The sequence below is a fragment of the Thiomonas arsenitoxydans genome, from assembly GCF_000253115.1.
GTDB classification, from domain to species: Bacteria; Pseudomonadota; Gammaproteobacteria; order Burkholderiales; family Burkholderiaceae_C; genus Thiomonas; species Thiomonas arsenitoxydans.
Map to the genome: position 1 here is coordinate 2,173,665 of NC_014145.1, position 21,100 is coordinate 2,194,764.

At 64.8% G+C, this 21,100-nt stretch carries 20 protein-coding genes, 2 tRNA genes and 1 pseudogene; 11 read left to right on the forward strand and 12 right to left on the reverse strand.

What is annotated here, in order from left to right; all coding sequences use genetic code 11:
* Positions 1 to 14 precede the first annotated feature (14 nt).
* From THI_RS10165 to THI_RS10185, 5 genes and pseudogenes are all read left to right on the forward strand, one after another.
* Positions 15 to 1,025: a class 1 fructose-bisphosphatase gene (locus THI_RS10165; protein WP_013106173.1), complete on the forward strand. Its 1,011-nt coding sequence runs from the start codon at positions 15 to 17 to the stop codon at positions 1,023 to 1,025.
* Positions 1,026 to 1,068: 43 nt separating this feature from the next.
* Positions 1,069 to 1,144: transfer RNA gene (locus tag THI_RS10170), tRNA-Thr, on the forward strand.
* 1,373 nt (positions 1,145 to 2,517) lie between these two features.
* A complete protein-coding gene (locus THI_RS10175) occupies positions 2,518 to 3,618 on the forward strand; it encodes a Mu transposase domain-containing protein (protein WP_231836513.1) in 1,101 nt (366 codons plus the stop codon).
* A pseudogene (locus THI_RS10180) lies at positions 3,605 to 4,060 on the forward strand (ATP-binding protein); the annotation flags it as partial. The gene THI_RS10175 and the pseudogene THI_RS10180, both read left to right, overlap by 14 nt.
* 32 nt (positions 4,061 to 4,092) lie before the next feature.
* Entirely contained in the window at positions 4,093 to 4,422 is a 330-nt protein-coding gene (locus THI_RS10185; protein WP_041608981.1) for a hypothetical protein, read from the forward strand.
* 40 nt (positions 4,423 to 4,462) lie between these two features.
* Here the strand turns inward: THI_RS10185 and THI_RS10190 are convergent, their stop codons facing one another.
* The 3 genes from THI_RS10190 to queG form a co-directional block, all read right to left on the reverse strand.
* Positions 4,463 to 4,771: a helix-turn-helix transcriptional regulator gene (locus THI_RS10190; protein WP_013106174.1), complete on the reverse strand. Its 309-nt coding sequence runs from the start codon at positions 4,769 to 4,771 to the stop codon at positions 4,463 to 4,465.
* Between the two features lie 311 nt (positions 4,772 to 5,082).
* Positions 5,083 to 5,159, reverse strand: a tRNA-Pro gene (locus THI_RS10195).
* Positions 5,160 to 5,174: 15 nt separating this feature from the next.
* Positions 5,175 to 6,302 (reverse strand): tRNA epoxyqueuosine(34) reductase QueG, encoded by a 1,128-nt coding sequence (queG, locus tag THI_RS10200; protein WP_013106175.1) that lies wholly within the window; start codon positions 6,300 to 6,302, stop codon positions 5,175 to 5,177.
* Between the two features lie 23 nt (positions 6,303 to 6,325).
* Between queG and tsaE the strand changes: the two genes are divergently transcribed.
* Both tsaE and THI_RS10210 read left to right on the forward strand, forming a co-directional pair.
* Positions 6,326 to 6,850, forward strand: a complete 525-nt coding sequence (gene tsaE / locus THI_RS10205) for a tRNA (adenosine(37)-N6)-threonylcarbamoyltransferase complex ATPase subunit type 1 TsaE (protein WP_013106176.1) — start codon at positions 6,326 to 6,328, stop codon at positions 6,848 to 6,850.
* A gap of 49 nt (positions 6,851 to 6,899) precedes the next feature.
* Positions 6,900 to 8,294 carry an N-acetylmuramoyl-L-alanine amidase gene (locus THI_RS10210; protein ID WP_013106177.1) on the forward strand — a complete coding sequence of 465 codons (1,395 nt, stop codon included), beginning with the start codon at positions 6,900 to 6,902 and terminating at the stop codon, positions 8,292 to 8,294.
* Positions 8,295 to 8,318: 24 nt separating this feature from the next.
* Here THI_RS10210 and rraA read toward each other — a convergent pair whose 3' ends face one another.
* A complete protein-coding gene (rraA, locus tag THI_RS10215; RefSeq protein WP_013106178.1) occupies positions 8,319 to 8,828 on the reverse strand; it encodes a ribonuclease E activity regulator RraA in 510 nt (169 codons plus the stop codon).
* Positions 8,829 to 8,957: 129 nt separating this feature from the next.
* Between rraA and THI_RS10220 the strand changes: the two genes are divergently transcribed.
* The 3 genes from THI_RS10220 to galU all read left to right on the forward strand — a co-directional run bounded on the left by THI_RS10220 (position 8,958) and on the right by galU (position 11,077).
* Positions 8,958 to 9,857 carry a polysaccharide deacetylase family protein gene (locus THI_RS10220; protein ID WP_013106179.1) on the forward strand — a complete coding sequence of 300 codons (900 nt, stop codon included), beginning with the start codon at positions 8,958 to 8,960 and terminating at the stop codon, positions 9,855 to 9,857.
* Positions 9,854 to 10,075: a DUF1289 domain-containing protein gene (locus tag THI_RS10225; protein ID WP_041608982.1), complete on the forward strand. Its 222-nt coding sequence runs from the start codon at positions 9,854 to 9,856 to the stop codon at positions 10,073 to 10,075. The genes THI_RS10220 and THI_RS10225 overlap by 4 nt, the downstream gene beginning before the upstream one ends.
* Before the next feature lie 114 nt (positions 10,076 to 10,189).
* Positions 10,190 to 11,077: a UTP--glucose-1-phosphate uridylyltransferase GalU gene (gene galU, locus THI_RS10230; RefSeq protein WP_013106180.1), complete on the forward strand. Its 888-nt coding sequence runs from the start codon at positions 10,190 to 10,192 to the stop codon at positions 11,075 to 11,077.
* Positions 11,078 to 11,208: 131 nt separating this feature from the next.
* Here galU and THI_RS10235 read toward each other — a convergent pair whose 3' ends face one another.
* Positions 11,209 to 11,478, reverse strand: coding sequence for a sulfurtransferase TusA family protein (locus THI_RS10235; protein WP_050985940.1), 270 nt, complete (start codon positions 11,476 to 11,478; stop codon positions 11,209 to 11,211).
* Between the two features lie 74 nt (positions 11,479 to 11,552).
* Between THI_RS10235 and mbfA the strand changes: the two genes are divergently transcribed.
* Positions 11,553 to 12,551, forward strand: coding sequence for an iron exporter MbfA (gene mbfA / locus THI_RS10240; RefSeq protein ID WP_013106182.1), 999 nt, complete (start codon positions 11,553 to 11,555; stop codon positions 12,549 to 12,551).
* Positions 12,552 to 12,577: 26 nt separating this feature from the next.
* On the opposite strand, the gene THI_RS18460 is transcribed toward mbfA, so the two are convergent.
* The 7 genes from THI_RS18460 to THI_RS10280 form a co-directional block, all read right to left on the reverse strand.
* Positions 12,578 to 13,341, reverse strand: a protein-coding gene (locus tag THI_RS18460) for an IS5-like element ISThsp6 family transposase (protein ID WP_197535449.1) whose coding sequence is annotated in 2 segments (ribosomal slippage) — positions 12,578 to 12,969 and positions 12,969 to 13,341 — 765 coding nt in all. Because the reading frame shifts where the segments join, the coding sequence is not laid out codon by codon here.
* A 68-nt stretch (positions 13,342 to 13,409) separates the two neighbouring features.
* Positions 13,410 to 14,540, reverse strand: a complete 1,131-nt coding sequence (locus tag THI_RS10255; protein WP_013106184.1) for an alpha/beta fold hydrolase — start codon at positions 14,538 to 14,540, stop codon at positions 13,410 to 13,412.
* A gap of 12 nt (positions 14,541 to 14,552) precedes the next feature.
* Complete coding sequence (locus THI_RS10260) at positions 14,553 to 16,940, reverse strand: plasma-membrane proton-efflux P-type ATPase (RefSeq protein WP_013106185.1); 2,388 nt, start codon at positions 16,938 to 16,940, stop codon at positions 14,553 to 14,555.
* A gap of 9 nt (positions 16,941 to 16,949) precedes the next feature.
* On the reverse strand, positions 16,950 to 18,377 hold the full coding sequence (locus THI_RS10265; RefSeq protein WP_013106186.1) for a dihydrolipoyl dehydrogenase: 1,428 nt from the start codon (positions 18,375 to 18,377) through the stop codon (positions 16,950 to 16,952).
* Positions 18,378 to 18,498: 121 nt separating this feature from the next.
* Entirely contained in the window at positions 18,499 to 18,834 is a 336-nt protein-coding gene (locus tag THI_RS10270; protein WP_013106187.1) for a hypothetical protein, read from the reverse strand.
* Positions 18,835 to 18,861: 27 nt separating this feature from the next.
* Entirely contained in the window at positions 18,862 to 19,971 is a 1,110-nt protein-coding gene (locus THI_RS10275; RefSeq protein ID WP_013106188.1) for an ABC transporter permease, read from the reverse strand.
* A gap of 3 nt (positions 19,972 to 19,974) precedes the next feature.
* Positions 19,975 to 21,090: an ABC transporter permease gene (locus THI_RS10280; RefSeq protein WP_013106189.1), complete on the reverse strand. Its 1,116-nt coding sequence runs from the start codon at positions 21,088 to 21,090 to the stop codon at positions 19,975 to 19,977.
* Positions 21,091 to 21,100 lie beyond the last annotated feature (10 nt).

A 21,100-nucleotide genomic window follows, 5' to 3' on the forward strand; every position in this document is an offset into this window, starting at 1 on the left:
TCCAGAGACTCCCCATGACCCAATCCGTCAACCTCACCCGCTATCTCGTCGAGCAGGAGCGCGAGCACGGCGTCATCACGCCCCAATTGCGCCTGCTCGTCGAAGTGGTCGCCCGCGCCTGCAAACGCATCAGCATCGCCGTGAACAAAGGCGCATTGGGCGACGTGCTCGGCTCCGCCGGCACCGGCAACGTGCAAGGCGAAGTGCAGAAGAAGCTCGACGTCATCGCCAACGATGTGCTGATCCACGCCAACGAGTGGGGCGGACATCTGGCCGCCATGGCCTCGGAAGAAATGGACACCGTGTTCCCGGTCTCCGAGCACTACCCGCGCGGCGAATACCTGCTGCTGTTCGACCCGCTCGATGGCTCGTCCAATATCGACGTGGACGTCACCATCGGCACCATCTTTTCCGTGCTGCAGATTCCCAAAAACACCACCGACGTCACCGAGCAGCATTTTCTCCAGTCCGGCAGCAAGCAAGTTGCCGCCGGCTATTGCGTCTATGGCCCGCAAACCCAACTCGTGCTCACCGTAGGGCATGGAGTGGCCGTGTTCACCCTGGACCGGGAACAGGGCAGTTTCGTCCTCACTGAGCGCGATTTGCAAATTCCGCCCAGCACTAGCGAGTTCTCGATCAATATGTCGAATCTGCGTCACTGGGCGCCACCAATCAAGCGCTACATCGACGAATGCCTGCAAGGCAAGGACGGTCCGCGCGGACGCGACTTCAACATGCGCTGGGTGGGCAGCATGGTGGCCGATGTGCACCGCATCCTCATGCGTGGCGGCGTGTTCCTGTATCCGTGGGATCAGCGCGAGCCGAACAAACCCGGCAAGCTGCGCCTGCTGTACGAAGCCAACCCCATGAGCTTGCTGGTGGAGCAAGCCGGCGGCGCAGCCACAACTGGCTCGCAGCGCATCCTCGACATCGTCCCCACCTCGCTGCATGAGCGTTGCAGCGTGATGCTCGGCTCGCGCGAAGAAGTCGAACTGCTGCAGCGCTACCACGCGCAGACCGTCTGAACTGAAAAGTAAATCCCGCCCCTGGTATAGAATGGCTGGCTTCGCCGGTGTAGCTCAGTTGGTAGAGCAGCGCATTCGTAATGCGAAGGTCGAGGGTTCGACTCCTTTCACCGGCACCAATAGTCCTTAAAACCGCCCTAACCGGCGGTTTTTTTGTGCCCGATCGCCAGAAAAAAGAAAAATACTAAGTGAATCAATCACGTGGGATTTTATTCTGGCGGAGAGAGGGTCTGCCTAGAGCATTTTCATCGCCGGGAATGTATGGCGTGGGCGCTTTCTGCGATCCAGTTGTGAATGGCGGTCGGATTCCGTAGAAATCTGGCGGCGAGAGTCAGAGCAGCGTGGTCACCCCGTGGCCTGAGGTGGTCGGGGCCGTCGTTCGTCGAGGGACCGCCGGGGGCGTCGCAAGGAGCCCGGAGGGCGACTGAAGACGCCCCCGGCGCGCGCGACTGCGGGGGTATGTGTTCGAGGGGTGTGGGATCTGTGACGGTCCTGGGGCTGGCCCGCGCGGTGGCTTTGCTGTAGAAACGGCGCTGGCCTGCTGGAGAAGCAGGCGCGGCACCGTACAGACCTGGCAGTTTGACCCGGTGCCGCGCCCCGTGCCGATGAGGCGACGTCGCACGCGGAGTTTGGCACGACGCGGTGACGCCTGTCGATATCAGGTTTTCAGTCATCGGCCCCGCTGCCGATGGACGTTCCAGCCCGCCGCTATCTCTGTGCGCACTGCCGCTGCGCCGTGCTGATCTGCAGCCGCTGCGACCGCGGCAACCGGTATTGCGCCGATGGCTGCGCGCAACAGGCGCGCCGCCAGTCTTTGCGTGCGGCTGGGCGGCGTTACCAGGCGTCGCTGCGGGGGCGGCACGCGCACGCGCAGCGGCAGCGGCTCTGGAGGGCGCGTCAACACAAAGTGACGCATCAGGGTTCCCCACCCACGCAGGCGCCTGCTCCACTGGCGGTGTCGGAGGCGACGACACGATGTTCGGCGCCCCCGTGGCACTGCCTGTTTTGCCGGCAGGCCCTGGCCTCGGAGTTCGTGCGACAGGACTTCCTGCGCCGCCGCATCCGTCGTCGCCCGAACTGGAATCCGCAACATGGCCACGCCCCCTGAGATCGAGGCGCAGATCCTGCGCTACTACCACGCCGAGCGCTGGCGCATCGGCACCATTGCCGCGCAATTGCATGTGCACCGCGACACCGTCGCCCGGGTGCTGGCCCAGGCCGGCCTGCCTGCCGTGCCGGGCGTCTTGCACCGCCCCTCGGCCATCGAGCCCTATCTGCCCTTCATCGGCCAGACGCTCAAGCAGTTCCCCTCGCTCACGGCCGCGCGGCTGTACGCCATGGTGCGTGAGCGCGGCTATGGCGGGCGCCCGGACCACTTCCGCCACCTCATCGCGCGCCACCGCCCGCGCCGGGCTGCCCAAGCCTATCTGCGCCTGCGCACGTTGCAGGGGAGCAGGCCCAAGTCGACTGGGCGCACTTCGGGCATCTGCAGATCGGCCGCGCGCGCCGCCCCCTCATGGGCTTCGTCATGGTGCTGTCGTGGTCGCGCCAGATCTTCCTGCGTTTCTTCCTCGACGCGCGCATGGAGAGCTTCCTGCTCGGCCACGTCGCCGCCTTCGAAGCCTGGGGCGGCGCCGCCCGGGTCGCCCTGTACGACAACCTGAAGTCGGCCGTGCTCGAGCGCCGCGGGGATGCCATCCGCTTGCACCCCACGCTTCTGGCCCTGGCCGGGCATTACCGCTACGAGCCGCGCCCGGTGGCGCCAGCTCGCGGCAACGAGAAGGGGCGGGTCGAGCGCAGCATCCGCTATATCCGCGACGCCTTCTTCGCCGGGCGCCAGTTCGCCGACCTGGACGACCTCAACGCCCAGGCCGCCGCCTGGTGCATGGCAGACGCGGGCGAACGCGCCTGCCCGGAGGACGCCTCCTTGCGCGTGGGCCAGGCCTTCGAGCGCGAGCGCGACCATCTGCTGAGCCTGCCCGCGACGCCGTTTGTCTGCGAAGAGGTCAAGGCGGTCAGCGTGGGCAAGTCCCCCTACGTGCGCTTCGACCTCAACGACGACTCGGTGCCGGCCACCGAGGTGCAGCGCACCCTGAGCGTGGTGGCCTGCGAGCGCCTGGTGCGCATCCTCGACGCGCAGCGCGTCGTGGCCACCCATGCGCGCAGCTGGTACCGCGGCGAGGTCATCGAAGTCAAACAGCATGTGCAGGACTTGGTCGACTCCAAACGCGCCGCGCACGCCCATCGCGACACCGATCGCCTGGTGAGCGCCGCGCCCGCCTGCCGCGATCTGCTGCGTCAGGCCGCCGAACGCGGCGAGCCGCTCGGGCGCATGGCCCGCGCCCTGGGCGAGTTGCTCGACCCGTATGGCGCCGCCGAACTGCAGCGCGCCGCGCTCGACGCCTTGGGGCGCGGCGTTCCCCACGTCTCGGCGGTGCGCCTGGCGTTGGATCGCCGCCGCCTGCAGCGCCACGATCCACCGCCCGTAGCCGTGCCGCTACCTGAGCACATCCAGCAGCGCGACGTGGCGGTGTGCCACCCCAGCCTGGCCGTCTACGACCACCTCACCGAGCCTGAGGATGACCCATCCTGACCCCCTGCGCCAACGTGCCGCCGCCTTGCAACTGCACGGGCTGCTGGCGCACTGGAACGACTGCGCCGGGCAGCCCTGGCTGCCGTCCTTGCTGGACTGGGAGGAGGCCGAGCGCGCCCGCCGCTCCCTGGAGCGGCGCCTGCGCTGCGCCCACATCGGGCGCTTCAAACCCCTGGCCGACTTCGACTGGGGCTGGCCCCAGCAGTGCGACCAGGGCGCCATCGCCGAACTCATGGAGCTGTCCTTCCTGCGCGAGGCCGGCAACGCCATCCTGGTCGGCCCCTCCGGGCTGGGAAAGACCACCATCGCCCAGAACATCGCCCATCAGGCCGTGCTGCACGGCTACACCGTGCGCTTCACCACCGCCGGTCAGCTCCTGGGTGAACTCGCATCCCTGGACAGCGACTCGGCCCTGCGCTCGCGCCTGCACTTGTACGCAGCCAGACTGCGCCCGTCCTCGATACGCTGGCAGTGATGCGGCTGTCCGGGGGCGTGGGCGCGGCCCGAGTAGGCTTGCGCCTGTCCGCCTGCCTGGCCCACGGCGGCAACGAATGCGTCCCGCAAGTCTTTGGTGGCAGTCAGGAACAGCAGGGGCGTCTGGCGTTGTGCTGCGATCTGCGCGATCTGGTAGGACTTGCCCAGCCCAGTGCTGGCCTGGATCAGGAGCGGCGGCGGGACGCGTGGCTTGGGCGCATTGAACGACGTGCGGGCACGACGCGCCGCCTGCGCCCTGTCTTGCCAGACTTGCAGATCGAACAACCACTGGTCATGCGCGCCCAGCGCTTGCTGGAGCACTGCAGATAGACGGACACGGGCGGCCTGCGGCGTGCGCAGGGGCGCCATGTCAAAGCTCCTGCAGGCTGTGGCCCTTGCGCGGTCGCCCCCGGCGCGCTGGCTGCGGCAGGGTGATAGGCGTTGCCGCGCCTTCGCCTGTGGCGTGATCCGGTTGCCCGATGCGGGCGACCCAGTTCTCCAGATCGGCGACGCGGTAGCGCAGCGAGGTGTTGATCTTGACGGGCTGAGGCCAGTGCGCGGGTGGTTGCTTGCTGCGGTACGTCCAGTGCCGAATGGTGCTGTAGGAAAACCCGAGCAAGTCAGCGGCGGCACGAATGTCGAGCAGGAGAGGCGTGGTGGTGTGCTGTGGGTGCGGCATGGCAATCCCCGAAAGTCTGTATACAGGGATATGCGCAGGGGCGGCACAACATGAAAAAGCCCGGCAGAGCGCATGGCTGGCCAGGCGAATCTCCGGGAAATCAGGGACTACAGAACTTGTTGAGGCAACTCATGCCCTGGGGCGCTTGCCGCTTTTTGGCACCCTTGGGACATTCCGGGGACAAAAAACGGGGGGATTCTTGGGACACTCCAGGGACAATACGGGGACAAATTGATGTCCCAAAGACGAAAAAAAGCCCACAGTATCAGTGCGGGCTTGTTCTGTAATTCATTGATTTACTTGATGTTATTTGGTCGGGGCGAGAGGATTCGAACCTCCGACCCTCTGCTCCCAAAGCAGATGCGCTACCAGACTGCGCTACGCCCCGACGAAGCTCGCCATTCTACCGGGTGATTTCCCTCGGGTCGGTTTCAGCCTGGGCCAAAGCCCAGCGGACATGCTCTTGCAGCAGCGCTCTGGCATGCGGGAGTGCGCTGTGCAGTGCTTGGATAGCTGCCTGGCGCCAGGCCGTCTCGTGATTGCCTCGAAGGCCGTTGCCCAAGGCAACGGCGAGGTTGCGCTGCCAGCGCTCGAAGCCGATGCGGCGAATCGGGCTGCCCTCGGTGCGCTGCTCGAACTGCGCTTCGCTCCAATTCCACAGGTCGAGCAGCTGGGCCTGGTCAAAACCGTGGCGGGGATCGAAATCGGGCAAGGAGCTGCGCTGGGCATAACGATTCCAGGGGCAGATCAGCTGGCAGTCGTCGCATCCGTAGATGCGGTTGCCGATCAGCGGACGCAGTTCCAGGGGAATCGGCCCTGCGTGTTCGATGGTCAGGTAGGAAATGCAGCGCCGCGCGTCGAGTTGTTCTGGGCCAAGAATGGCCTGCGTTGGGCAGATCACGATGCATTTGCGGCAGGTGCCGCAGTGGGCGCTCGCGGGGGCGTCCACCGGGAGGGGCAGACCGATGAATATTTCTCCCAGAAAAAACATCGATCCGCTATCGCGCTGCAGCAGCAGGGTGTGTTTGCCGCGCCAGCCGAGCCCGGCGCGTGCCGCCAGCTCCACTTCCAGCACGGGGGCGGAGTCGGTGAACACGCGCACGACGCCCGGGTCGATCTGGGCGGCGATGTAATCGGCCAGTTGTTGCAGCTTGCGCCTGAGCACCTTGTGATAGTCGCGTCCTCGGGCATAGACGGAGATCGTGGCCGCTTCGGGTTGCGCCAGCCTTTGCCATTCCGCATCGCGCCAGTCGGCCGGGCTTGCGCGCGGGAGATAGTCCAGGCGAGCGGTGATGACGCGCAGCGTGCCGGGCACCAGTTCCGCGGGGCGGGCGCGCTTGAGGCCGTGTCGCTGCATGTAGTCCATGCTGCCGTGATGTCCAGCGGCCAGCCAGTCGAGCAGGGGCGCCTCGGCCGAGCGCAGATCGACCCCGGTGATGCCGATTTGCGAAAATCCCAGCGCACGCCCCTGCTGTTTGATGTCTTGCGCCAGCGCGCGCAGACGCTCGGGCGATGTGCTGAGTTGCTCCATCCGCGCCATTCTAGAAATCTCCCATGCCCCCTGCCGCCCTGCCCCTGCTGCTTGCCAATGAACACGACACCGAAGCGCTGGCGCAAGCCCTGGCTTTGGCGTGGGCGCAACACCCGGCGCCCCGCCTGCTGATCACCCTCGACGGCGATCTCGGCGCAGGGAAAACCACCTTTGCACGCGCTTTTTTACGTGCACTGGGCGTACAGGGGCGCATCAAAAGTCCCAGTTTCAGCCTGCTGGAAGAGTACACCCTCGGCATTCCGGACCTACAATTCAAGGGAACTCTTCGGACCTCGGCCTATCACATTGATCTTTATCGCTTTTCAGACCCGCAAGAGTGGGACGATTCTGGACTGCGCGATGTCGTGGGCGGGCCGGGGGTCAGTCTGGTCGAGTGGCCGCAGCGCGCGCAGGGTTTGTTGCCCGCTGCCGACTTGAGCGTGCACCTCGAACCGATGGGAGAGCAGCGCCAGTGCACGTTGCAAGCCGGGACTGAACTGGGACAGCGTTTGTTTCGCGCCTTGCCGGAGGGTTTGAAGTCCGGTTGATGCCGTGGGTGGGCTGCTGCTCCCCCGGTTTTTGAGCAGGAGCCTGAACATGATGACCCCACCGCGTCGGCGTTTTCTCGTGCAATCGTCCAGCCTCGTGCTGCTGCTGACGGCCCCCATGATTGCGCGGGGCGCTACCTTGATGTCCATCCGCGTCTGGCCGGCGCCCGAATACACCCGGCTGACGCTGGAGTCGGACGGCCCCCTGAGCGCAACCCACCAGGTCTTGAGCGATCCGCCGCGACTCGTGGTGGACATTCAGGGCCTGCAGCTCGACAACCAGTTGCGCGATCTGGCTGGCAAAGTGAAGGCGGACGATCCCTTCATCAAAGACGTGCGCGTGGGCCAGTTCAAGCCCGACGTGGTGCGCATGGTCATCGATTTGAAGCAGGCGGTCAAGCCGCAGGTCTTCAGCCTGCTGCCGGTTGCGGCCTATCAAAACCGGCTGGTCTTCGATCTTTATCCCGCCCATTCAAGTGACCGGCTGATGGCATTCATGCAGCAGCAAGAAGCGCTCGACCGCGAACGCCAGCTCGGCGCCGGTTCCAATACGCCGCCGCAAACCCTCGCTCAGGCCCAGCCGCAACAGTCCGATTCGCTTGGCGACTGGATCCGCCAGCACCGCAGTGAACTCGACAGCCCGCAAGCCGGGCAACCGCAGCAGTTCGCCCGCGCCGATACGCCGCCCCCGGCGCAACGCCCCGACCCCGTGCGCCGCGACCGCCGCAACTTTCGCAGCGTGCTGCTGGCGATCGACCCCGGTCATGGCGGCGAAGACCCTGGCGCCACGGGCCCCAGCGGGGTGCACGAGAAGGATGTGGTGCTGCTCATCGCCCGCCACCTGCGCGACCTGGCCATGAGCACGCCGCATATGCAAGTGATGATGACGCGCGACAGCGACTACTTCGTGCCGCTGTGGACGCGGGTGGAAAAGGCACAATCGGCCAATGCCGACCTGTTCACCTCCATCCATGCCGATGGCTGGTTCACGCCCGAAGCGCGCGGCGCTTCGGTGTATTGCCTGTCCGATGGCGGCGCGTCCAGCGTGGAGGCGCGGCTAATGGCGCAACGCGAGAACGCGGCCGACGCCATTGGCGGCATCGACATCAACTCGCGCAGCTATCAAGTGGCCAAGGTGCTGCTCGACATGTCCACCACCGCCAAAATCAACGCCAGCCTGAAAATGGCCCGACCCACGCTGGGCAAAATGGGAGAGCTGGTGCATCTGCATTCCAAGCAAGTGCAGCAGGCAGGGTTCGCCGTGCTGAAGTCGCCCACCATTCCCTCGATGCTGGTGGAAACCGCCTTCATCAGCAACCCGGAAGAAGAGGCGCGGCTACAGACCCCGGCCTATCGCAAGCAGATCGCGCGCGCCATTTTTGAAGGCCTGCGCGCCTACCTCGACACCAATCCGCCCCTGGCCCGCCGTCGCATTCTGACCTGAAGCTGCTCCACGGCGCCCGTGATTTCAGAGCGCCAGCCCGAGCTGCTCGCGGCTGATGATCACGCCGTCTTCATCGGCGTAGAGCCATTCGCCGGGGCGCACGATCACGTCCTGAATCGTCACCACGGCATCGACCCTGCCTTTGCCGTGCTTTTCCGGCGGAGCGGGCATGGATGCCAGCGCCAGCACGCCGATGGGCACCTGCAGAATTTCATGCACATCGCGCACGCAACCATTGACCAGCACCCCGGCCCAGCCGTTCTGGCTGGCCAGCGCAGCGAGGTTGCCGCCCAGGAGCGCGCGCTTCATCGAGGCGGCGCCATCCACCACCAGCACCCGGGCCATGCCGGCCGACTCCAGGGTGGCGCGTACCAGGGCGTTGTCGTCGTGACACTGCACCGTGGCGATCTTGCCGCGAAAACGGCTGATCTTGCCGAAGGAGCGGAAAACCGGCGGCAGCACCCGCAGCGCATCGGTGTGCAGGGCGTCGCGGTGCGCATCGCACAGATCACAGGTTGAAAACAAGGCGTGCATGTCCATTCCTCCAGATGCATTCTCAATGTCTGCAAGCATTGAAGCAGACCCGCTTTGCGCGAAGGCTGTGTCAGGTCAAGTCCTCTACGATGTGGCTCTCAAAGGCTCGCCCTGTTTCTATCTGATTCCATGCCCATTCTTGCGCTCAAAATCGATGTCGATACCCTGCGGGGCACGCTCGAAGGCGTACCTGCGCTGCTGCGCCTGCTCGACAAACATCAACTCCGCGCCACCTTTTTATTCAGCCTCGGGCCAGATCACACCGGGCGCGCGCTCAAGCGGGTGTTTCGCCCCGGCTTCCTCGCCAAGGTTCAGCGCACATCGGTGACCAGCCACTATGGCCTGAAAACCTTGCTGTACGGCACACTGCTGCCCGGCCCGGACATCGGCCGACGCGCCGCAGATCCCATGCGAGACGCCGACCGCGCCGGCCATGAAACCGGCGTGCACACCTGGGATCACATCCTCTGGCAAGACTACGTGGTGCGCAAAAATGCCGACTGGACCCGCCGTCAGCTGCAGCTCGCTGCCAACCGCTATGGCGACATCTTCGGCCGCCCCCCGCAAGTGCACGGCGCCGCCGGCTGGCAGATGAACGACGCGGCCTATGTGCTGGAGCAGGAACTCGGCTTCACCCTGGCTTCGGACGGTCGGGGCACACACCCCTTTCTGCCGGTGGTGCAGGGGCGCACACTTTCCGTTCCCCAGTTGCCAACCACCCTGCCGACGCTTGACGAGCTGATCGGCGTGGACGGCTTGAATGAACACAACGTGGCCGATCACCTCCTGCGCCTGAGCACCGACGGGCGCGACCATGTCTACACCCTGCACGCCGAGCTGGAAGGCGGCCGTCTTGCTCCCGTGTTCGACCGTCTGCTGCAAGGCTGGAAGGCGGCTGGCTTGCATTGCACCTCGATGCGCAGTTATGCCGACTCGCTGAACCTGGCCTCATTGCCACACCATGCGGTCCGCCTGGGCAGCATTGCCGGGCGCAGCGGCACCCTCGCCTTGCAAGGTGCCGCCGTATGACGCGCACTTCGGTCGCTTCAGAGGGTCAACCCGACGATACGAGCGAGCCCGACACCCCCTGCGTCGGCGTGTGCTCCACCGGGTTCGACGATGTTTGCCGCGGCTGTCTGCGCACTGCGGCGGAGGTCGGTCGCTGGGTGGAGATGAACCCGGCAGAAAAGCGCGCGGTCTGGACGCGCATTCTGGCCGAGGGCTATGTTCCGCGACGGCGTGATTGAGTTCTCTTGCCGGGTGGAGTCCAACACCGCATTCCCGGTGGATGACTGCGCCGCAGCATCAATCATTCCCTTGTTAGTATCGATCTCATTTTCGACCCCACCGTCATACTCCCCATGCCCCCGACCATCACCAAAGCCGTCTTCCCCGTTGCCGGTCTCGGCACGCGTTTTCTGCCCGCGACCAAAGCCACTCCGAAAGAGATGATGCCCGTGGTCGACAAGCCGCTCATTCAATATGCGGTCGAAGAGGCCTATGCGGCGGGCATCACCGAAATGATTTTTGTCACCGGCCGCCACAAGCGCGCCATCGAGGATCATTTCGACACCGCCTACGAACTGGAGCATCAACTTGAAGAAGCGGGCAAACAGGCCATGCTCGACGTGGTGCGCAGTGTCAAACCCGACAACGTGCAGTGCGTGTTCGTGCGCCAGCCCGTGGCCAACGGCCTAGGCGCGGCGGTACTTTGCGCTGAGCGTCTGGTGGGCGACGAGCCGTTTGCCGTCATCCTCGCCGATGACTTGCTCGTCGGCGAGCCTCCCGTCATGGCGCAAATGGTCGAGATTCACAGCCGCCATGGCCGCAGCGTCCTCGCCACCGAAGAAGTGCCGCGCGAGCACACCAAACGCTACGGCATTGTCAGCGGGCAGGAAATCACACCCGGGCTGACCTCGCTGTCGGGCATCGTCGAAAAACCCGCTCCAGACGTCGCGCCCAGCACCCAGGCGGTCGTGGGTCGCTACATCCTCAGCCCCCGTGTGTTTCATCATCTGCGCAACGGCAAACCCGGCGCCGGAGGCGAAATTCAGCTCACCGACGGCATCTCCGCGCTGCTGCATGAAGAAGCGGTGTACGCCTATCGCTACAGCGGCCGCCGTTTCGACTGTGGCAGCAAGCTCGGCTATCTCGAAGCCACGGTGCAACTGGGCATGTCTCACCCCGAGACCGGACCGGAATTCAGCGCCTATATCAACAATTTGTGCGCAGGCCACGCAGCAAGCTAAAGCTTGCCTAGGAGTCGGGCTCGGGGCGAGGGTAAAAATGGCGTAGCGGCACCCTGGCCGGTGGGCGGACCGAGGCCCTTAGATGCCCTATCGAATACGGGAAGCGCCCTTCGCGGGTGAGTTCGGCACCTTTAGCGCCGCCGCAGCAGGTGGTGGTATTCGCCGCCCTCGGTCTTCTGATCGACCAGGGCATTGCCGGTCTGACGAGCGAAGGCCTGAAAGTCTTTCACCGAACCGATGTCGGTGGAGACGATGCGCAGCACCTGGCCGCTTTGCATCTGGGCGAGTGCTTTCTTGGCCTTGAGGATGGGCAGCGGGCAGTTCAGTCCGCGCGTATCCAGGTCGACATCAATCACAGGTTGCTCCACACGAATCTCCAGGTTTTGGCGCGATGAGTGCATTTTAGGGGCGCATTGCACGGCCGCACGCGCCTGCCGACAATGGGGGCAATCGCACTGTTTTTAATGCCCCAAAAATGAACCTGAGCTCGCTGTTCTCCATGCCCGGCAACACCGCCACGCTGGACTTCTCCAGCTTGAACGAGCAGCAGTTGCTCGCCCTGGCCATTTCGCTCGAAGAGGACGACGCGCGCATCTACAGCCAATACGCGCAGGCGTTGAACGCCGATTATCCCGACACGGCCGCGCTGTTCCGCGGCATGGCGGCCGAAGAAAATGCCCACCGGCATCGTCTGCTCGATCTCTACCGCAAACGATTTGGCGATCGCATTCCGCTCATTCGCCGCCAGGACGTGCGCGGCTTTATCGAGCGCAAGCCGTTGTGGCTGGTACAGCCGATCGATCTGGACAAGTTTCGCGCCCAGGCCGAGTTGATGGAAGCCGAGTCGCGCATGTTCTACGCCAAGGCCGCGCGGCACGCGACCGATACCGGCATTCGCCAGTTGCTCGGCGATCTCGCCGCCGCTGAGGCTGCGCACGAGCAGAAAGCCGAAGCGCTCGGCAACCAGTTCATCACGCCGCAAGCCATACGCTCCGAACGCGAAACCCAGCGCCGCGCCTTTGTGCTGCGCTTCGTTCAACCTGGCCTGGCGGGGTTGATGGACGGTTCGGTCTCTACCCTGGCGCCGCTGTTCGCCGCAGCCTTCGCCACGCACGACACCTGGGCCACCTTTCTGGTGGGCCTCGCAGCCGCGCTGGGCGCTGGCATCAGCATGGCTTTCGCCGAAGCCATGTCAGACGATGGTTCGCTCACCGGGCGTGGCAGCCCTTGGCTACGCGGCGGCATCACCGGTCTGATGACCGCTTTGGGCGGCCTGGGCCACACCCTGCCCTACCTGATCCCGAACTTCCACCTCGCCACCACGCTGGCCTTCCTCGTGGTCGGCGTGGAGTTGATCGTGATTGCCTGGGTCCGCAAGCGCTTCATGGACGCGTCCTTCGGGCTGGCGGTGCTGCAAGTGGTTGTCGGCGGCTTGCTGGTTTTTGCCACGGGCATCCTGATCGGCAGCGCGTGATCACAGCGAATGTTTAGATAGTGTCGTCACAAGATTTGCAGCCAGAGGGCAAGGCAGCGAATTTGCACGGCGGCAACGAATGAGGCGACGTTTTTCGCGTAGCGCGTGGCGATGCCCCGCCACCGCTTGAGATGCAGGAAGGCGTTCTCGACCAGGTGACGTAGTTTGTAGAGTGCTTTGTCATACGTGCGGGGTGGCTTGCGGTTCTTGCGTGGCGGAATCACGGCTTGCGCGCCTTGCGCTTGGGCATGCGCCACGATGGCGTCACTGTCGTAGCCTTTGTCGGCAAGCAGGTAGTCCATCTTGAACCCGTCCATCAACCGCTCAGCCTCTGCACAATCCGCTCGGGTACCTTCTGTAATAACCGCTCGGAGCGGCAGACCATGCGCATCCACGGCCAGATGTATCTTGGTGTTGAGCCCCCTTGTGTGCGGCTCATCGCCTGATTGCCACCCCGCGCACCCGCTGCGTGCGGATGAACCTTGCAGTGACTGGCATCGATCATGATCCACTCGAAATCGGGCTCATCAATGCACTGCTCCAGGAGCGACTCCCAAATGCCCTTGTCGCGCCAGCGGCAAAAACGCCGATGGGTGTTTTTCCACCCACCGTACGAAACCGGCAGGTCTCGCCACGGCGCACCGGTGCGAAGAATCCAGAACACGGCGTTGATGAATTGGCGGTTGTCCCGCGCAACCCCGCCCCAAACTCCCGCTCGTCCAGGCAAGTGGGGTTCGAGCAATTCCCAGTGCCGATCTGATAGATCGTGTCGAGGAAGCGTCTCGGGCATCTCAATAGCGCGGTTGGTATGAACAGCGCCAAACAGCGCCATCATGCCACAACTCGTGACGACGATATCTAGGCTCTGTCAACGCCCTTGGTCCTAATCCACGCGCCGATTTGCGGCCACGCCTCGTCGAGCGTGCGCTTGCCCATGAACAGGCCCACATGTCCGCCAGGCACGATGCGCTTCTCGATCTGGCTGGCGGGTGTACCGCAGAGGCTTTCAGCGGCGAAGACCTGCTCGTGCGGCGTAATGTCGTCGCTCTCGCCCGCAAGCAGATAAAGCGGGCAGGTGATGTCTTTGAGGTGCAGCGCACGGCCCTGGCCGATGAACTGGCCTTTGGCCAGCAGGTTACGTCTGAACAGCTGGTCGATGACTTGCAGATACCAGCGACCGGGCAGGTTCAGCGGGTTTTCATACCAGCGCTCGAAGGCTTCGGTCTTGCTCAGCCAGACCGGATCGTCGATGTGCTCGTACAGGTCGATGTGCTCCTGCACATAGTGCTGCTCGGGGTGCATGTTCTTCCAGCCGGCCAGCATGTATTTGCCCAACATCAGCCCGCCGCCGCTTTCCACCAGTTCTTCATAGAAGCTCATCGGCGTTTGCTTGACCATTTTCAGCAAGGGGCCGTGGCCGGCGTGGGTGTCGATCGGCGAGCCCGCCAGCACCAGGCTGGCGACCTTGTCGGGAAAGCGCGCAGCCAGCATCGCCGCCATCCAGCCGCCCTGACACAAGCCGACGAGGTTGACGCGGCCGCCGAGGTCGTCGATGCAGGCGAGAAAGTCGCCGAGGTATTGATCGACTTCGAGGTCTTTCATGTCCGGCGTGGCGCTGTGCCAGTCGGTGAGCAATAGCGGGCCGACTCCGCTGTTTTTCAACGTCTGCATCAGGCTCTGGCCCTCGTGATAGTCGGCGATCATCGAGGTGTGCCCGGCGTAGGGCGCATTGACCAGGGTGGGAATGCCTTTGGCGCCGGGCGCGGAGTAGTCGCACAGATCGAGGGTGCGCAGCTTCAGCCGCACCGTGTGCTCGGTGGCGAGCTTGGGTTTGATGCCCCCATGCAGAAGCAACTCTTCGTCGAGAAACTTCACATTACGCGCTGCTAGCTCCATACCCTGCTCGGCCATATCGGTCGCGAGTTGCAGCGGCCAGAAGAAAGGCACGTTGAGATTGGGTTTGGCGGGCGTGGGCTTGGGGTCAGACATGGGGAACCTCCTTCAGGCAATGGCAAAGCGGCGGAACAGGGCTCGCTTGATCAACAAATCCAGCAATAGGGTGAAAACGACCGTCGCCAGTAAAACCATGCCCACGACGAATCCGGGCAAAGCGGCCATCAACACGCCGAAAGCCGCCAGCAGACAAACGATGATCACGTCCCCGATACTGGCTGCGGCCATCCAGCGCGACGGAGCGAGCGACCATAGCGGGCCGTTGCTGCGCAGCAGATAGATGCCAGCCTGATTGCCGAACACCAGAATCAGGAACACCACGGTCTGCAACTGCGCCAGGCTCAGCCCCTGCGCCTGCGCCCAGACATACACGCCCCAGGCGAACAGCAGGCTCAAGACCGCGAGCACGATGGACGCGCCCATGAGTCGGCGCACCTGCCAGTGCTGCGGCTGGGCCGAGGGGTGGACACGGTCGGTGGCGATGCTCATGGTGGCGAAATCGTTGGCGAACAGCATCAGCACGATGAGCAGCGGCGAGATGACGAAATGCCCGGTCAGCAGCAGGCCGAAAGTGAGGAACACCACGATTTCCAGCGTGCGCAGCACCTTGTTGAGGGTGTAGGTGAGCATGCGCCGGTGCACCTGCCGCCCGGCGCGCACCACGGTGAGCACCCCGCCCAGCCCCGGGTCGGTGAGCACTACCCCGGCTGCGGCCTTGGCCACATCGGTGGCGCTGGCCACGGCGATGCCCATCTCGGCCTGGCGCAGCGCGGGGGCGTCGTTGACGCCATCGCCGGTCATGCCGGTGACGTGTCCGGCTTTTTGCAGCGCGGCGACGATGTGGTGCTTGTCCTCGGGCAGGACGCGCGCGTAGAGGTCGCATTGCGCCGGATCGAGCGCTGCGCCCGGCTGGATGTGACACACGCGCGTGCCCAGGCCGAGCTGGGCGCCGATGGCGCGGGCGGTTTCCTCGGCGTCGCCGGTGGCCATGCACACGCGCACGCCGAGTTGCTTGATCCGGGCGATGAGGTCGGCGGCGTCTGGCCGGGGTGGATCGGACAAGCCCACCACGCCCAGCAACTGCAGCGCATCATTCGCTCCCGCCGCCACCGCGAGCACGCGCGCGCCGCTGGCGGCGAGCTGTTTCTCCGCCGCGTCTAGCGCAGCCTGCTGCGCAGCGTCGAGATGACACAGCGGACCAATGACCGTGGCGGCGCCCTTCATCGCGCGCCAGGGCTGGCCGTCCACGCTGTAGAGCCCTTCGCTGCGCCGCGTCGCGGGATCGAAGGGGTGAAAGGCGCTGCGCACAGGCGCATCGGCCAGCAGCCTGCGCTCACGCGCGGGGGCAAGGAGGGCAAGATCGAGCGGGTCTTGCGTGGCATCGTCGCTGGCCAGCGCGGCAGCGCGCAGCACGGCGTTTTCATCCGCGCCCTGCACGAGCGCCGTGGCGCCCGCATAGCGCAGACTGTTTTGTGTGAGCGTGCCGGTCTTGTCGGACACCAGCGTGTCCATCGCCGCAGCCTCCTCAACAGCGGGCAGCCGCGTGACCAGCACGCCCTGGTGCGCCAGCAACTGGCTGCTCACGGCTGTGGCCAGGGTGTAGGTGGCAGGCAGCGCCACCGGCACCGAGGCCACCAGCAGCATGAGCGCGAACACTGCCGTGTCGAGCAAGGGCAGGTGATGCCACAGCGCGAAGCCGATGACGATGGCCACGAGCACGAGGTCGAATACCACCAGCCGTTTGACGATGGCGAAGATGGTGCTTTGCATGTGGCTGGGCGCGTTGGAGGTGCGCACCAGTTCGGCGGTGTGGCCGAAGAAGGTGCGTGCGCCGGTCGCGGTGACGACACCCGTGGCCTCGCCCTGTCGCACGATGGCGCCGGTGTAGGCCGGCTTGCCCGCACCCGCGTCCACCGGCAGCGATTCGCCGGTGAGCGCCGACTCATCGAGTGACACGGCGCCATCGAGCAGCCGCAGATCGGCCGGCACGATATCGCCAGCGCGGATGTGCACCACATCGCCCGGTACCAGCTGCTCGGCGGCAATCTGCTGCCACTGCGCGTCGCGCCGCACGCGCGCGTTGACGTGCAACTGCTTGCGCAACAGCGCCAGCGCATCCTTGGCGCGCTGTTCCTGCACGAACGCCACCACGGCGTTGAACACCAGCAGCACGGCGATGACCAGCGATTCCAGCCCGCGCCCGAGCAGCACCTGCAGCACGATGACGGCTTCGAGCATCCACGGCACCGGTGCCCAGAACTTCGCCAGCAGTTGCCGCCACGGCGCCACCGTCTGCTCGGCGATGGCATTGGGCCCAACACGGGCCAGCCGTGCGGCGGCTTCGCTCGCGCTCAGCCCCTTGCCTGGATCTGTCTCTGGCCAGTCGCCCGACTGCACGGGCTCGGCTTCAGCTTGGGCAGGGGTCGTTGCGGCCATCGTGGGCTCCTAAAACTTGAAGGCGCGTGCGGCCTTGTTGATGCCTTCGCTGAGCATGGGATGCGGAAACACCGTATCGGCCAGGGCCTTTGCGCCGAGCCCTTGTTCGAGCGCCAGCGCCAGCGGGGCGATCAGTTGCGCGGCGTCCATGCCGGCGATCTGCGCGCCCAGCAAGCGGGCGTCCTGGCGATTGAACACCAGTTTGATGAAGCCTTGCGTCTCGGCATAGATCTGCGCCCGCGAATCTTCGGCGTAGTCGTAGCGCATCACGGCCACGGTGTCGGCACCGAGCGCCGCTTCGGCCTGCGCTGCGGTCTGTCCTGCGTGCGCCAGTTCGGGCTCGGTGAATACCGTCATAGGCACGGCGTGGAACGGCATGCGATCCACCGCCTGCCCGCCGGCGGCGATGCAGTGCGCGGCCACCAGGCTTTGCCGCACGGCGGAGTGGAACAGCATGCTGCGTCCATTGACATCCCCCGGCGCCCACACCTGCGGGTTGGACGTGCGCAGGGTATCGTCCACTTTGACATGCCCGCGCTCCATCGCCAGACCGAGGTGCTCCACGCCTTCAGGCAGCACGGCCACGCGGCCGGTGGCCATGAGCACGGCGTCGCCCTGCATGCTGCGCTCGCCGCCGTCTTGCTTGTATCTCACGTGATAGCCATCGCCCTCGCGCGCGATGCTCAGCACCTGCGCGGAGCGTTCGATGCGCACGCGCTGCGACAGACTGGCGTGCAGAAAAGACGCCAGCTCGGCGTCGAAGCCGGGCAGCACCTGAGACGCATATTCGAGAATGCTGCACTGGGCGCCGAGGGCCTGCAACATCGACGCCGTCTCCACCCCGATGTAGCCGCCGCCGATGATGACGAGATGTTGCGGCAGCGGCAGATCGGCGCCGAGACGAAACAGATCGTGCGAAGTCAGCGCCAGATCGGCGCCGAGTATGGGCAGGCGCGCGGGCGCTGAACCGGTGCCGAGTATCAACTGGCGAAACCGTACTTCGCGCGAACCGCTGCCATCGCCAGCATCGATGCGCGCGCGATCCGGCGCGATGATCACGCCGCGCCCCTGCACGAAGGCGACGCCGCCCGCAGCGATCTCGCGCGCATGCTGCGCGTAGCGGGTGTTCTGCACGCGATCCTTGTGCGCCAGCACCGCGCCCCAGTCCACCGCGGGCTTGCCGCCGCGCAGACCGAAGCCGTCGAATTTGTCTGCCAGACCGCGCACCAGCGCCGCCTCGCGCACCGCCTTCGAAGGCACGCAACCTTCGGCCAGACAGTCACCGCCGAGATTGCCGATCGGGTCGACAATCAGCACCGACCGCCCGGCCTGGGCGAGAAAAAAGGCCCCTGGATACCCAGCGCCACCGGCGCCGAGCACGAGCACATCCACGTCGTGGCTCAGCGCGGTCAGCGGGGTTAGAAATTCGAGTGCCATTCCATTCTCCAGACTCCATCAGAATGAAAAGCATTGGATTGCGGCGACGCAACATGGCGTTTGATTTGCATCAAAGCCGCCAGGACTGCGAATGTCAGACACGCTCCAAAATGCAACGTCGTTAATCGTTGCCCGGCGGCATGTTTTCAGGCTGTTCCAGGCCCAATGCGGCGCGTCGGCGCAACGCCAGCCAAGCCAGCACACAGCCAACGATCCACGCCACGGCGCGCGTGGCCAGCAGCATGTCCGGAGAAAACCCGGTCAGTGTGTCTCCCCCGAATTCCTGAACCAAATGCGGATCGACGACGCCCGAGGTCAGTGCGCTGATCAGCGCAATCAGCAGCAGGCTGATGCCCCACACGGCCCAGGTTCGAGCGATAAAGGCATACAGCAGGCGAAACGCTATCGCGCCAAACAGGGCAAACAACAGGCACTCGATGATCAGCACGCGCAACATGATGACGTCTCCTTGGGAATCACCCCATCAGTCCATGCGGTGACGGAACAGCCAAGCGGCAAACGCCATGCTGACGACGCCGATCAGCGCCAGCGGCCAGTACTGCGGCAGCAGGTCGCTCACGCCATAGCCTTCGAGATAGACCCCGCGGGTGATGATGAGGAAATACCGCATGGGGTTGATATAGGTGAGCAACTGCACCGCCTCGGGCATATTGGCGATGGGCGTGGCAAAGCCGGAAAGAATGATGGACGGCACCAGGAACATGAACACGCCCAGCAAACCCTGCTGCTGCGTGACGGCGATGGACGAGATCATCAGCCCGATGCCAGTGGCGGCGAGCAGGAAAAAAAACAGCCCGATTCCCAGCGCCAGCACGCTGCCCACAAATGGCACGCCGAACCAGAGAATGGTGACGATGGCGATGAAAGCGGCCTCCAGCCCGCCGATGATGAAACCCGGCAACGCCTTGCCGAGCAGGATTTCCACCGGACGCAGGGGCGTGACCAACAGCTGATCGAAGGTACCCATCTCGCGTTCGCGCGCCACCGACAGCCCGGTGACCAGCAAGGTGACCACCAGGGTGAGCAAGGCGACGATGCCCGGAAGAATGAACCAGCGCGACAGCAGATTGGGGTTGAACCAGGAGCGAATTTCCAGCCGGGCCGGCGGGCCGCGCCAGCCGTGTTGCGCAGCCCATTGCTCATTGAAAGCGAACAGCACACTATTGGCATCGTTCAGCGCCAGCGATGCGGTGTTGGAGTCTCGGCCATCGACCAGCAGTTGCACTTTGGCCGGTTGATGCCGCAGCAGATCGCGGGTGAAGTGCGGGCCGATGTGCAGCACCAGCAGCGCATCCTTGTTGTCGATCAGCGGGGCGATCTGCGCATCGTGGGTGATGTTGGCCACCTGGCGAAAGGTGTCCGTGCCGGAAAAGCGCGCGATCAGTTCGCGCGAGGCGTAGCCCGGGTCTTCGTTGTAAACCGCATAAGGAATGTTGTTGAGGTCGAAGCTGGCGGCATAGCCGAACACCAGCAGCTGAATGAGCGGTGGGCCGATCAGCACCGTGCGGCTGGCCGTGTCGCGCAGCAGCATGAGCAGTTCCTTGATGACGAGTGCAACGACGCGGCCCCACATAGTTCAGTCCAGTCTCTTGTGCGATTTGCGCCAGGCAATGCCCATGAATATCGCCCACATCACCATGAGCGCGGCGCTGTTGCCCAGAATCACCGGCCAGACATTACCCGCCAAAAACACGGTCTGCAAAATGGCGACGTAATAGCGCGCGGCGACCAGATGCGTGAGAAACTGCACCACCGTCGGCATGGAGTCGATGTCGAAAATGAACCCCGACAGAATGAAGGCCGGCAGGAAGGTGACGATGACCGCCACCAGCGCGGCGACGAACTGGCTATTGGCCAGGGTGGAAATCAGCAGCCCCATCGCCAGCGCCACCAGCAGGAACAGCGCCGAGCACAGCACCAGCAGCCACAGACTGCCGACCAGCGGCACGGCGAACAGCCACACCGCCATGGCCACCGACAGCGCCATGCCCCCCATGCCGAGCACGAAATAGGGAATCAGTTTGCCCAGCAGGATTTCCGCCATGGTCACCGGGCTGGCCATGAGCGCTTCCATGGTGCCGCGCTCGCGTTCTCGCGCGATGACCAGCGCAGTGAGCAAGGCGCCGATCAAGGTCATGATGACCGCAATCAGCCCCGGCACCAGAAAATCGCGGCTGCGCACCGCCGGGTTGAACCAGATGCGCGCCTGCACGCTGACGGGCAGGAGCAAGGGCTTGCCCTGCCGCTCGGCTTCGAGCTGCAGCCAGTTTTGCCAGACGCCTTGCAGATAGCCCTCCATGATGCGGGCGTTGTTGGCGTCCACGCCGTTCATCCACACCGCCACGGGGGCCGAGCGGCCGGTGAGCGCCAGCCGGGTGAAGTCGCCCCGCAGCCAGACGATGCCGTCCACCTGGCGGGTCATCAGCGCATGACGAGCAGCGGCGATGTCGGGGTAGGTCGTCGGTGCGAAGTACGCCGATTGCTCCAGCCCGCCGACAAAACTGCTGGTCTGCGCACTCGGCTGATCGACCACCACCGCCAACGGAACGCCACGGGCGTTGAGCGACACGCCGTAGCCGAACAGCAGCAGCAGCAGCACCGGCAAGACAAATGCGATGGCGATGGCGGAGGGGTCGCGGATGATCTGCAAAAACTCCTTGCGCACCAGTCCGCGCAGACGTTGCCGGTTCATCGGGCCTGTC